Annotated in this window: 10 protein-coding genes; all 10 read left to right on the top strand. The window is 33.3% G+C overall.

Annotated elements, in window-relative coordinates; translation table 11 throughout:
* The first annotated feature begins 261 nt into the window (after positions 1–261).
* The 10 genes from KSU54_RS06035 (at position 262) to KSU54_RS05990 (ending at position 14,200) form a co-directional block, all read left to right on the top strand.
* Complete coding sequence (locus KSU54_RS06035) at positions 262–1,227, top strand: L-lactate dehydrogenase (RefSeq protein WP_003535272.1); 966 nt, start codon at positions 262–264, stop codon at positions 1,225–1,227.
* A gap of 33 nt (positions 1,228–1,260) precedes the next feature.
* The gene (locus tag KSU54_RS06030; RefSeq protein WP_117792053.1) at positions 1,261–2,070 is read left to right on the top strand and encodes an N-acetylmuramoyl-L-alanine amidase family protein; all 810 of its coding nucleotides are present in this window, start codon (positions 1,261–1,263) and stop codon (positions 2,068–2,070) included.
* Between the two features lie 369 nt (positions 2,071–2,439).
* Positions 2,440–3,897, top strand: coding sequence for a S41 family peptidase (locus KSU54_RS06025; RefSeq protein ID WP_003535268.1), 1,458 nt, complete (start codon positions 2,440–2,442; stop codon positions 3,895–3,897).
* Between the two features lie 94 nt (positions 3,898–3,991).
* Complete coding sequence (uvrB, locus tag KSU54_RS06020; RefSeq protein ID WP_003535266.1) at positions 3,992–5,965, top strand: excinuclease ABC subunit UvrB; 1,974 nt, start codon at positions 3,992–3,994, stop codon at positions 5,963–5,965.
* Positions 5,955–7,310, top strand: a complete 1,356-nt coding sequence (locus tag KSU54_RS06015; protein WP_003535263.1) for a CCA tRNA nucleotidyltransferase — start codon at positions 5,955–5,957, stop codon at positions 7,308–7,310. The genes uvrB and KSU54_RS06015 overlap by 11 nt, the downstream gene beginning before the upstream one ends.
* Positions 7,311–7,313: 3 nt before the next feature.
* Positions 7,314–10,136, top strand: coding sequence for an excinuclease ABC subunit UvrA (uvrA, locus tag KSU54_RS06010; RefSeq protein WP_003535262.1), 2,823 nt, complete (start codon positions 7,314–7,316; stop codon positions 10,134–10,136).
* 13 nt (positions 10,137–10,149) lie between these two features.
* On the top strand, positions 10,150–11,085 hold the full coding sequence (gene hprK / locus KSU54_RS06005) for an HPr(Ser) kinase/phosphatase (RefSeq protein WP_008792461.1): 936 nt from the start codon (positions 10,150–10,152) through the stop codon (positions 11,083–11,085).
* A gap of 3 nt (positions 11,086–11,088) precedes the next feature.
* Positions 11,089–11,889: a prolipoprotein diacylglyceryl transferase gene (gene lgt, locus KSU54_RS06000; protein ID WP_003535258.1), complete on the top strand. Its 801-nt coding sequence runs from the start codon at positions 11,089–11,091 to the stop codon at positions 11,887–11,889.
* A 197-nt stretch (positions 11,890–12,086) separates the two neighbouring features.
* Positions 12,087–12,803 carry a GntR family transcriptional regulator gene (locus KSU54_RS05995; RefSeq protein ID WP_003535256.1) on the top strand — a complete coding sequence of 239 codons (717 nt, stop codon included), beginning with the start codon at positions 12,087–12,089 and terminating at the stop codon, positions 12,801–12,803.
* Positions 12,804–12,913: 110 nt separating this feature from the next.
* The gene (locus KSU54_RS05990) at positions 12,914–14,200 is read left to right on the top strand and encodes a PTS sugar transporter subunit IIC (RefSeq protein ID WP_009008479.1); all 1,287 of its coding nucleotides are present in this window, start codon (positions 12,914–12,916) and stop codon (positions 14,198–14,200) included.

Genomic DNA, 14,200 nt, shown 5'->3' with positions numbered 1-14,200 from the left:
TAAATTATTTATAGTTGAAAAAGAATCTATTTAAAAGATAGTGGTTATAGTATGTTATTAAATAATACTATAGCCTTTTATTATACTATCATGGATTTAGAAAGATTCGTTACCACTTATTAATTTGTAAGAAATTTTATGACTAAAGAATTGTTATCCTGGTTTAATTTTATAATAAATGAGTACAATAAATTAATAGAGCATATCAAATGACAATTTTAGTAATAAATACTATTATGGTTTTGTAAGGAGGAACTAACAATGAGACAAGATGATGATTTGAAAAAGGTTGTATTAGTAGGGACTGGTTTTGTAGGAATGTCAATGGCATATTCTATTTTAAATACTGGTGGTATTGATGAACTTGTATTAATAGATGTGGATCAAGAAAAAGCAATTGGAGAGGCAATGGATATTAGCCACGGTCTACCATATAGTAAAAGTAGTTTAAAGGTTAAAGCTGGTGGTTATGATGAATGTAAAGATGCTGATATTGTTGTAATTACTGCTGGAGCTGCTCAAAAACCAAATCAAACAAGATTGGAATTAGCTAGTGTTAATGCAAAAATTATGAAATCTATTACTGAGCAAATTATGGCTAGTGGATTTGATGGAATTATTATCGTTGCAAGTAATCCTGTTGATTTGATGAGTTATGTAGTCCAAAAAGTATCAGGATTACCAACAAGCCGTGTAATTGGTAGTGGGACTATTTTAGATACAGCTAGATTACGTTATTTATTAAGTGAATATTTGAACATTTCCTCAACAAATATTCATGCGTATATATTAGGTGAACATGGTGATTCTTCATTTGTACCATGGATGAATACTTATATTGGCTGCAAGAGTATGATGGAATATATTGTGGAAATGAATATCGATATGAACGAGATGCATAAAATTTATAAAGAAGTACAACAAGCTGCATATGAGATAATTAAACGTAAAAATGCAACTTATTATGGTATAGGTCTATCTTTAAATCGTTTAATTACAGCAATTTTAAGTGATGAAAATGCCGTATTAACAGTTTCTGCATATCAACAAGGTGAATATAAGCAAGAAGGGCTATATATCGGGGTACCTGCAATCATTAATCGTCAAGGGATTAGTAAGATCATGACACTGCATTTAAATAATGTAGATCAACATAAATTTGATCGTAGCTGTGAAACTTTAAAAGAGATGATTGATGGTGAATTAGAGGCAATTATTAATAGCTAATCTATGATATAATGAGGAAGAGTGGGTGAAATAATGAAGAAATTGCTCAGTATTTTCCTAATTATGTTATGTTTTAGTGGCTGTAAACAAAATAATGATTCTGAATTAATCAAAACTGAAGCAGTTGAAGCTCAACAAACGGCATTTGTTGAAAAAGAAGGCGAAGTACTTGTTCCGGAATCTTTGCGAACAGTTCAATTACCAATCGTTGGTGATAGTCGTGTAATTGTGATTGACGCAGGACATCAACGACGTGGCGATAGCAACAAAGAGCCAATTGGACCTGGAGCTAGTCAAACAAAAGCTAAAGTAACAACAGGAGCAACGGGAATAAGTACAGGTAATTTAGAATCAGCAATTAATCTTGAAGTTGCATTAAAGTTACAAAAAAAATTAGAAGATTCGGGTTATCAAGTAATTATGGTTCGGACAAGTCAAGATGTGAATATTTCTAATCAACAGCGTGCGGAGATTGCTAATAAAAATGATGCTGGAGCATTTATTCGACTGCACTGTAATAGTGATGACAGTAGTAGTATTCATGGAACTTTAACTATGGCACCATCGGAATTTAATCCATATTGTAGTCAAATTGCTACAGCTTCTCAACGATTGTCAAAAACGGTTGTAAATAGTATTTGTAATCAAACAGGCAGCAAAAATCGTGGCGTTATTATTACTGATGTGATGAGTGGAATAAACTGGTGTCAAGTACCTGTAACAATAGTAGAAATGGGATTTATGTCTAATCCAGATGAGGATAGGTTATTAGGAGACAGTACTTATCAAGATAAAATTGTTACGGGAATTGTTTTAGGAATAAATGAATATTTTAAAAACTAGAGTTGAAAGTATTAGGAAAGTTCCGAAACTTTCAGCTTTTTTGTATAATATTTTTTTAATATAGTAATAAAATATAGTTTAAAATAGAACTAATTGGAGAATGTATGATAAAGTTATTAAGAATTCTAAAGGATGTAAAAAACTTATGATTATTTATATCAAAATGTAATTAAACAGTATCAAATCATTTGCAGTGAACTAGATATTTTGCTTTTCCTATACAATAATTCCGTGCTTGATAGTGCTAATAATATTGTTGAGCAGCAGGGGATGATTAAAATTTGTCACATAATATTTTATAATGTTTTTTAAGTTTTACTAAAAGTTATTAATTTTTTATGCTAAAATGTAGTAATGTGAGGTGTAGACATGGAAGACTTTATTCGCCCAAATCATAATCCGGAGCCAAAGTTGAAGCCAAAGAAAACAAAACATATTAGAGAAACCCTATTCATTGTTTGTATGATTGTTTGTTTGGCAGTTGGTTTTGTATCTGGTTATGTAGCAAAAAAAACAGTTCCGACTAACAGTACTAGCAAAAATGCAGAATCAATTATTGATGAAGCTTATGAAATATTAGATGAAGCTTGGTTAAATCCTAATGATAAGGATGTTGACATCAAAGGGAATACTATTACCGCTTTAGTAGAATCGCTGGGGGATATGCATTCTTCATATTTTACATATGAAGAATCTAAGACATATAACCAAAGCGTTGATGGGAACTATGAAGGTATTGGTGTAGCACAGCGAACTGTTAGTGAAGGTACAATGGTAATGCAGGTGTATAAAAATTCGCCAGCAGAAAAAAGTGGTTTACAAGTTGGAGATATTATTACAGGCGTTGACGGGAATAGTGTTGCTGGTAAGAGTGCTGATGAAATTTCTGATTTAATTCGTGGTGAAGCGAATACTAAAGTTAAGTTGACAATTATACGTAATACTGAACAACAAGAAGTTGAAGTAGAGCGAGCCAATGTAGATAGTGCGGTAACTAGTGAAATAAGAGATAATGATGGTAAAAAATTTGGTTATGTAAAAATTAATACTTTTGGAAGTACTACAGCTGATGATATTGAAGCAGCTTTACAGACTTTTACTGCTGAAAAAATTGATACTTTGGTCTTAGATCTGCGAGATAATGGCGGAGGATATCTTACAGCTGCCACTGATGTATTAAGTTTATTTATGAAAGAAGATAAACTGCTTTTCCAAATGGAAACTAAAAACGGTGCAATCGAGAAATATAAGGCTAAAGATTGTCAAAAATATAATTTTATAAATGGATATATTCTTGTAAATGGAAATACTGCATCAGCATCAGAAGTTGTTGCAGGAGCATTACAAGAAAAAATGAATTATAAATTAGTCGGGGATCAAACTTATGGTAAGGGAACGGCGCAGACGCAAAAACAGCTCAGTGACGGATCAGTCTTAAAATATACTTATGCAAAATGGTTATTACCAAGTGGTACATGGATAAATGGAAAAGGATTGACACCTGATTATTCTGTAAGTAATACGGATACAAGTGGTATTTATACCAAAGCACTGGAAACTGATATGGGATATGATAGTGTTGGTACAGCAATTGCCTCAATGCAAAAAATGTTAAGTATTTTAGGTTATGACTGTGGACGTAATGATGGATATTTTTCACAACAGTCAGTGGAAGCCTTAAAACAATTTGAACAAGCTAATAATTTAACTGTTGATGGTATTTATACTAATAGTGATCGGCAGAAATTAGAGGCTGCGGTAATCATGTATGCTAATAGTGAAAATAATGATTATCAGTATAAAAAATTAATGGAATTGATAAAATAACTATGCCTGGCATAGTTATTTTCATCATGGGCATAATTCTTTTAACTTCGCTGTTTTCTTGGTATAATAGAAAGGACTTATAGGAGGTGTTACAATGCAAAAATTTAAGCTTGTTTCTCCGTTTTCTCCAATGGGAGATCAAGAGGAAGCAATTAAACAATTAGTTGCAGGAATTAAAGAAGGAAAAAAAGAACAGGTCTTACTGGGAGGGACCGGTACTGGGAAAACCTTCACTGTTTCTAATGTTATTGCTGCTGTGAATAAACCGACACTTGTCTTGGCTCACAATAAAACATTGGCAGGACAATTATATTCGGAATTAAAAGAATTTTTTCCTGAAAATAGAGTTGAATATTTTATTTCAAACTTCGATTTCTATCAACCGGAAGCTTATATTCCTGGGCGAGATTTATATATTGATAAAAATGCTAAAACAAACTATGAAATTGAGATGCTGCGCAGTGCGGCAATGAATTCGTTAATAGAACGGGAAGATGTCATTGTTGTTGCTTCAGTTGCTTCAATTTATGGATTAGGAAATCCTGAACAGTACAAAGAAATGATCTTTTCACTGCGGGTCGATCAAGACATTGATCGTAAAGAGTTACTAACATATTTAGTTGATCGGCAATATCAACGCAATGATATTGAACAGACTAAAGGAACATTTAGAGTTCGTGGGGATGTCATTGAAATAGTTCCAGGACATACTGAAAGCTGGTTAATTAGAATTGAATTATTTGGTGATACAGTTGAAAGAATCAGTGAAGTGGATCCTCTGACTGGGCATGTCTTGGGCGTATACAATACATATACGATCTATCCAGCTTATGGATATGTAACGAAAAAAGAACAAATTTTAAAGGCTTGTGATACGATTACGGCAGAATTAGAGAATCGTTTAGAAACATTCAAAGCAGAAACTAAATTACTAGAACATGAACGTTTGGAACAACGAACGCGCCATGATGTTGAGATGCTGCGGGAAGTGGGGATGTGTCCTGGAATTGAAAACTATTCACGGCATATTGATGGTCGTGATGAAGGACAACGCCCTTATACGTTGATTGATTATTTTCCTAAAGATTTTTTAATGATCGTCGATGAAAGTCACGTTATGTTGCCTCAGGTTCGAGGAATGTATAATGGGGATCGTTCACGTAAAGAGACATTAGTTGAATATGGTTTTAGATTACCAAGCGCGCTTGATAACCGCCCATTACGCTTCGAAGAGTTTGAAAAAATTATAAATCAAGTCATTTATGTATCAGCAACACCTGGGGATTATGAGTTAGAACATGTTGAAAATAAAGTAGTTGAACAAATTATTAGGCCAACTGGACTACTTGATCCGGTTATTGAAGTACGACCAACAAAGGATCAAATTGATGATATTATCAGTGAAATCAAAATTCGTCAAGATCGTAATGAGAGAGTTCTAATAACAACATTGACTAAACGAATGGCTGAGGATTTAAGTGCTTATTTGAAAGAACTTGGAATCAAGGTAGCTTATCTACATAGTGACACAAAGACTTTGGAACGAACCGAGATACTAAGGGATCTACGACTTGGCAAGTATGATGTTTTAGTCGGAATTAATTTATTACGAGAAGGTTTAGATTTACCAGAAGTAAGTTTAGTATGTATTCTTGATGCTGATAAAGAAGGGTTCTTAAGAAGTAACCGTTCATTGATTCAAACGATTGGTCGGGCTGCCCGTAACAGTAATGGTGAAGTAATCATGTATGGTGATAAGATTACTGATTCAATGGCTTATGCGATTGAAGAAACTAATCGTCGTCGTAAGATCCAAGATGCTTATAATAAAGAACATAATATTACCCCAACAACTATTCATAAGGAAATTCGTGATGCAATTCGTGGTCAAGAGGTCATCGATGATGCTGCAAGTCTAGTTAAAAAAGGTAAGAAAGCAAGCAAGAAAGATAAACAAGTTATGATTCAAGAATTAGAAAAACAAATGAAAGATGCAGCGAAGGTACTTGACTTTGAACGTGCGATGGAACTTCGCGATATCATCATGGAGCTTCAAGGTGAAAAATAGGTATACTTTCAGTCCACTTGCTAAAAAGATCTTTAAGGATATAGACGAGCACCATGGTAGAGCTTTTCTAGTTGGAGGAATCGTTCGGGATATGTTGATCTACAATAGGGTTGATTATCATGATGTAGATGTTGAGGTATATGGGCTTAGTGTCGATGAATTGGAAGAATTATTAGCTAATTATGGCAATGTCAATAGTATTGGTAAATCATTCGGAATTTTAAAATTAGATGTTTTACCAAATTTTGATTTTGCTTTGCCGAGAACGGAAATAAAGACAGGTGAGAGTCATCAGGATTTTGATGTTACAGTAAATCAAAATTTAGATTTAAAAGTTGCGGCATCACGACGTGATCTAACAATCAATGCGTTGATGTATGAAATAAAGACAGGAAAAATCTATGATTTTTTTCATGGTCAAGAAGATATTGAAAAAAGAACATTACGAATGGTTAGTGAAACAACTTTTATTGAAGATCCGTTAAGAGTCTTGAGAACAGCACAATTTGCTTCACGTCTTGATTTCTGTATTGAGACGGCGACTAAATTAATGTGTAAAAAAATGGTTCAAAATAAAAGTTTGGATAAACTAAGTAAAGAGCGGGTATTTCAAGAATATAGTAAGCTCCTCTTAAGCCAGCAGCCTTCAATTGGGTTAACTTTTTTAAAGGAGATCAAGGCTTTGTGGCCATGTTTAGATGTATTATCGAAAACTATGCAACGGCTTGATTACCACCCTGAAGGAGATGTATGGCGGCATACTTTATTAGTAACTGATTTAGCGGCTTTATGCTGCCATAAAACAAGTAATCCATTAGGTTTTATGTGGAGTGCTTTATTACATGATATTGGTAAAGCTACAGTAACAACTAAAGACGGTCATGCTCCGGGTCATAATGAAGCGGGGGTAAAGATTTTTAATCAAGAAGTAAAAGCATTTATCCCAGATAAACAGTTACAAAAATATATTAAAACAATGATTTTCTATCATATGCATTTAATGAATATGGTCAGAAATGAAGCAAAGGATTATAGCTATTTTAAAATTCTTAAAGGAATTGATGGAATAGTTACGATTGAAGACTTAATTTTAATCACAAAATGTGATAAACTTGGTAGATACAAAGATGAACATGAAAATATTAATCGCTTTGATTATGTTATGAAAGAAAAGATGGCACGGCTATCAACCAAAGCTCAGTTGCCATTAGTTGACGGATATGATTTAAAGGCGTTAGGGATTGAACCGTCATCCAAGTATAGCGAGTTATTAGATTGGGCTTATGATCTTCAATTACGGGGGCACAGTAAAGCAGCAATCTTAAAGATGGTAGAAGGTAGGTAAAATATGGAACATGATAAACTAGTCATTAAAGGGGCTAGAGAGAATAACTTAAAAAATATTGATATCGAGATTCCAAAAAATAAATTAGTTATTATGACGGGATTATCTGGTTCAGGAAAAACATCGCTGGCATTTGATACAATCTATGCCGAAGGACAGCGGCGTTATGTGGAATCGTTAAGTGCTTATGCACGCCAGTTCTTAGGAAACATGGAAAAACCGGATGTTGATAGTATTGAAGGTTTGTCACCGGCAATTGCAATTGATCAAAAAACAACATCAAATAATCCGCGTTCAACGGTAGGGACGGTTACTGAAATTTTTGACTATTTAAGATTACTTTATGCGCGTATTGGTAAGGCATACTGTCCAGAGCATGGAATCGTGATTGAATCGCAGACAATCAAACAAATGGCTGATACAATTGATAAATATCCAGATGGTAGTAAATTACAAGTATTAGCACGAGTAGTAAAGAATCAAAAAGGTACTTTTAAGGATTTATTTGAGGATTTATTGAAAGATGGTTATATTCGAGTTCAAGTTGATGGTGAAGTTAAACTATTAGATGAAGGAATTGAACTTGATAAAAATAAGAAACATAACATTGATGTCGTAATTGACCGAATTATCAAAAAAGAAGGTTATCGTAGTCGTTTGATTGATTCACTTGAAGTAGGTTTAAAACTAACAGGTGGAGAAGTAGTTGTAGCTAATTTAAGTGATGGCAGTGAAGCTTTATTTTCTGAGCATTTAGCTTGTCCAGAGTGTGGTTTTAGTGTTCCTAAACTAGAACCAAGATTATTCTCATTTAATAATCCACTAGGAGCTTGTCCTGATTGTCGCGGTTTGGGAATAAAAAATGAAGTTGATGATGATTTATTGATTCCTAATTGGGATTTGAGCATAAATCAAGGTGGAATTAGATATTTTAAAACTTCAGTAGGAACTGACCGAATTGAATGGCAGCGCTTTTTGATCCTATGTAAAACATATAAGATTGATTTAGATAAACCATTGAAAGACTTTACTAAAAAAGAATTAAGAATTATCTTAGAAGGCTCAGATAAACCAATTTCTTATGAGATTGTTTCTAGTAGTGGTAATGTTTCTAAAACTAATCGTCCTATTGAAGGTGTTAAAACATTGATTAAACGTCGTTTTGAAGAAACGACTTCTTCTTGGTCAAAAGAATGGTATGCTTCATTTATGGCTGAACATACGTGTCCAACTTGTGGAGGACGCAGATTAAATGATCAGGTTTTAAGCGTACGAGTAGGTGGCTTAAATATCAGTGAATTTACCGATATGTCAATTGAAAAAGCTTTAAAATTCGTTGATGAATTAAAATTAAATGAATATGAAGCGAAGATTGCTAATCTTGTTTTAAAAGAAATTAAAGACCGTTTAGGTTTCTTAAATGATGTTGGATTAGGATATTTAACATTATCTCGTAAAGCGGGTGGATTATCTGGTGGAGAAGCACAAAGAATTCGTTTAGCGACACAAATTGGTTCAAGATTAACTGGGGTTTTATATGTTCTAGATGAACCCTCTATTGGACTCCATCAGCGGGATAATGATAAGTTAATTGCCACTTTACAAAATATTCGTGATTTAGGTAATAGTGTTCTAGTTGTTGAACATGATGAAGACACGATGCGAGCAAGTGATTTTATTGTTGATATTGGACCGGGTGCAGGAGTGCATGGTGGTGAAGTAATTGTAGCTGGAACGCCACAAGAAGTAATGGATTGTAAAAAGTCAATTACGGGGCAGTATTTATCAGGTCGTTTAAAGATTGATGTGCCTAAAAAACGCCGTAAAGGAAATGGTAATTTTATTCAAGTAAAAGGTGCTGCTGCAAATAACTTAAAGAATATCAATGTTAAGTTTCCATTAGGATGTATGTCTGTGGTTACAGGGGTTTCTGGTAGTGGTAAAAGTACTCTTGTAAATGAAATCATGGGTAAAGCAATGATGGCAAGAATTTATCGCTCGAAAGAAAAGCCCGGTAAACATAAGGATATTTTAGGATTAGAAAATATTGATAAAGTTATTGAGGTGAGCCAAGATCCAATTGGGAGAACACCACGTTCCAATCCGGTAACTTATACAGGAGTGTTTGATGATATCCGTGATTTATTTGCCCAAACAAATGAGGCTAAAATGCGTGGCTACGATAAAGGACGTTTTAGTTTCAATGTTAAAGGTGGACGGTGTGAAGCTTGTCAAGGTGATGGGTTAAAACGTATTTCAATGCACTTTTTACCAGATGTTTATGTTCCTTGTGAACAATGTGGCGGTAAACGCTATAATGAAGAAACATTGCAAGTTACTTATAAAGATAAGAATATTTATGATGTTTTAGAGATGACTATTGAAGATGCAGTGGAGTTCTTTGGAAACTTGCCAAAGATCAAAACTAAATTACAGACTTTAAATGATGTTGGACTAGGCTATATTAAGCTTGGTCAAAGTGCAACAACTTTATCTGGTGGGGAAGCTCAGCGGGTTAAGCTAGCAAGTGAATTACAAAAAAAAGCAACTGGGAAAACAGTTTATATTTTAGATGAACCAACAACTGGTCTACATAGCAATGATGTTGCTAAATTAATAGAGGTATTACAAAGAATTGTTGATCAAGGGGATACAGTCATTATAATTGAACATAATCTTGACGTTATTAAGGTAGCTGATTATATTGTTGATTTAGGTCCTGAAGGTGGCGATGGTGGTGGTACGATCGTTGTAGCTGGAACACCAGAAAAAGTCGCTAAATGTGAAGCAAGTTATACTGGAAGTTTTTTAAAGAAGATGTTATAGGGAGGAAACAATGATGCCAAAGTCAATTACAGTAGGTGAATTATTAAACAATGAGCATTATGTTCAGGTAACTGGAGATGAGAAATCTTTAGAGCGGCCAATTTATGTGGCTGAGATCAATCGACCTGGATTTGAATTAGCAGGATTTTTTAAACACAGCGATTTTCGACGAATTATAATTTTTGGAGATAAAGAGTCTGCATTTATTAATGAGATGTCGGAAGAAAGACAACGTGAAATATTCCCTTTCTTAATTAACGATGAAGTACCATGTATCATTGTTGCTAAAGGAAATGAATGTCCAGCAATCTTAATTGAGATTGCTCGAAAAAAAGATTTTCCAATTTTTATTACCGAATCAGCAACAGGACGTGTTTCAATTGAATTAACAAATATTCTTGACGAAGCACTGGCACCGGAAACACTGATTCATGGAGTCTTTTTGAATATTTACGGTAAAGGTGTTATTATCAAAGGTGATAGTGGTATCGGTAAATCTGAGATTGCTCTAGAATTAGTAAAAAGAGGACATTTATTAGTTGCCGATGATGCTGTTGAATTATATCATTTAGGACAAAGTATTGTGGGGAAAGCCCCAGAAGTATTAACTAATTTATTAGAAATTCGTGGAATTGGTGTTATTGATGTATCAAAGATGTTTGGAATTAGCTCAATTCTCGATAAAGATAAAGTTGATTTAATTATTCAATTAGATCGTTGGGTACCATCTCGTGAATATACACGAGTAGGGGTTGAAGAAAATGATTCAACTGAAGAAATCTTAGGTGTTAAGATTCCTAAAATTGTTGTACCTGTATCAAGTGGACGTAGTATGTCAGTAATTATCGAAGCTGCCGTAATGAATATGCGTTTACGTGAATACGGTGTTGATTCTAGCAAAGAATTCGTTGATCGTATTTTGAAGAATATCGATAAGAATAAGGGGTAAGTTATGACTTTTTTTCCAGATGGTAAGACATTCGTTCAAATCGGTTCTTTTTCCATTGCTTGGTATGCAATTTGTATTATTACCGGAGCTTTTATTGCATATAAACTAGGACAATATAATTTCAAAAAAATCGGTTATAATAAAGAGATTCTTTCAGACTATTTCTTTGGTTTAATGATTACTGGAGTTTTAGGAGCTCGATTATGGTATGTAATCTTTATGTGGAACGAATTATATGCTGAAAATCCACTTGAGATCATTATGTTTCGTCATGGTGGTTTAGCGATTCAAGGTGGGATTTTTGTTGGCTTGATTTTTAGCTGGTGGTATTTTAAGAAACATAAAATTGATTTCATGGTTGCAGCTGATGCAATTATGCCAGGTGTTTTAATTGCTCAGGCACTGGGACGGTGGGGAAACTTTTTCAACCAGGAAGCATATGGTGGAATGGTTAGTCTAGATTTCCTTAAATCATTGCATTTACCAAACTTTATTATTGAAGGAATGCATATCAATGGATATTACTATCATCCAACCTTTTTATATGAGTCTATTGCTAATATCGTAGGATTTTTATTAATCTATTTTGTGATTAGGAAGATCCAAACAAAACAAGGTGAACAATTCTTTAGTTATTTTATTTGGTATGGAATCTTTAGATTCTTTATTGAAGGACTTCGTACTGATAGCTTATATGTAATGGGTCTACGGACGGCACAATTAGTTTCCATTGTTTTTGTAATCGTTGGAATTGCAGGATATATATATTGTAAAAAATATGGTAAACCGGCGATAAAAGCGTAATCTAAATTAGGTAGTTAAAGTGAATAGCACTGAGCTGCCTTTTTTTTAATTTAATAAAGTGTGTCTATTTCTATTAGTTATAACATAGATATATTATGTTTTTATTACTATTTATAGAAACTGAATTGTTTCTCTAGTATAATATAGGGGAAATTAGTAATTTAAATAGATTTTATTATAGGTGGGAGGAAAACAAAATGAAATTAAAATATGATGTTGGAGATAAACCATTATGGGCTCAATTATTCGATATTCTTTTAGATAGAATTGTTTCAAAAGAATATAATGCTGGTGATAAAATGCCAACAGATCTAGAAATAATGCAGGAATTTGATGTTTCTCGAATGACTGTTCGTCAAGCTATGAATAAATTGATTAATGAAGGCTATATAGAGCGACGAAGAGGAAAAGGGACGATTGTTTTAGAAAAGGAAAACAAAGTAGAGACTATTCTAAAATCTTCATTTAATGGTGTGTTAGAAAAAAATGATATAAAGAATCGTCGGGTTTTAAATGTTGAAATGGTAAATGCTGGTCAAGAAATTGCAGATTTTTTTAATATTACAACTAAAGATAAAGTATTACGATTAGTTAGAGAAATCCGTATTAATAATATGGTTGTTTCAATTCACGAGACTTTTTTAAATCCTATTGTCCCTTTAGATGAACAGGGAGATTATAGTGGTTCTCTGTATGAAAAACTTATGGGTGCAGGGTATGGAATTAGTAATGTAAAGGAAAAAATAAGTGCTAGCTTAATGAATCAAAAACAGAAAGAACTATTTGAAATTAAAGGTGATGAAGCAATGATTAATAGGCAAAGGCGAGGATTTTGTCATGACTTTCCAGTTGAGTTTACTAATTCTATGTATCTTTCACAAGGATATGAATTAATTATTGATTTATGTGAGTAGGGATGTGTCATTTTGACACATTTTTTATTTTAGCTAAATATATTGACATAATAAAGTATATTATCATAATGGTATAAAGTTATAACATTTGTTGAAGAGGAGGAAGAGAAATGGACAAGTTCAGCAAGTTTTTGGAAGAAAAGCTAATGCCAATTGGGCAGAAAATTAATAACATTAGATTTCTTCAGGTTATTAGAATGGCAATGATGCCGTTAATACCATTTATTATTGCCGGGTCATTTACATTAATTGTATTAAATTTCCCATTTATTGATAAGGTTTTACCAGCGGGCTTTTTAGAAATGCTGGGAAATGTTTTATCACCATTATCAGGGACAACTTTAAGTTTAGTGGCAATGTTTTTAGCATTTTTAATGGGGTATAACTATGCTAAAACAGAAGAACAAAAATGTGAGGAAGTATACGCGGGAATTACAACTTTAGTAGCTTTTTTGATTGTTTCACCATTATCAATAACAGTGGGTGAAGAAGTTATCGGAGGAGTTATTCCAACTACTTATATGGGTTCACAAGGAATGTTTGTGGCATTGATTTTATGTTACTTGGTGGCCAAAGTTTATTGCAAGATTTTAAGTAGTAAACTAAAAATAAAGTTACCGGATAGTGTACCACCAATGGTATCAAGTTCTTTTGAATCGTTAATTCCTGTAATTATTACATTAGTTTTAGTTTGCAGTATCAATTATTGTTTTACTTTAACATCATTTGGCAATATTCATGCTCTAGTCAATGAAATTATTCAAAAACCACTTTTATTAATTGGTACTGGATTACCAGCGTTATTGATTTCTCAAGGTCTTGCTCAGTTGCTTTGGTTTTTTGGATTACATGGAGATCAAATTGTTGGTTCCGTAATGGATCCAATTCTTCAAACAGCAGGAATGGAAAATTTGAGCGCTTATACTGCTGGTGATGCTGTTCCATATATAATTACTGATCAATTTAGAGCATTATTTGTTATGATTGCTTTTATGTCATTAGTTATTGCAATCTTAATCGTATCAAAAAGCAACCGATTAAAAGGAGTTGGAAAGGTAGCAGTTTTACCAGCAACTTTTTGTATTTCAGAACCCGTAGTATTTGGAGCACCAGTGGTCATGAATGCAATGCTATTTATTCCATGGGTTTTATCAAGACCAGTGTTTGGTCTGATAACCTGGCTATTTATGAAATTTGGATTATGTCCATATCCAACGGGAGTAGCAATACCATGGACAACACCACCAGTTTTATCAGGATTTTTAGCAACTAACTCGATCATGGGAGCAGTTGTACAAATAATTTGTCTAGCAATAGGAGTTTTGATGTTCATTCCATTTGTTAAAATGATTGACAAAACGTATCATCAAGAAGAAATTAAAACGAAGGAGCAATAA

This window comes from Erysipelatoclostridium sp. MSK.23.31 (assembly GCF_019125875.1).
Taxonomy (GTDB): Bacteria; Bacillota_I; Bacilli_A; order Erysipelotrichales; family Coprobacillaceae; genus Thomasclavelia; species Thomasclavelia ramosa.
This window is presented reverse-complemented; position numbering and strand designations above follow the sequence as displayed.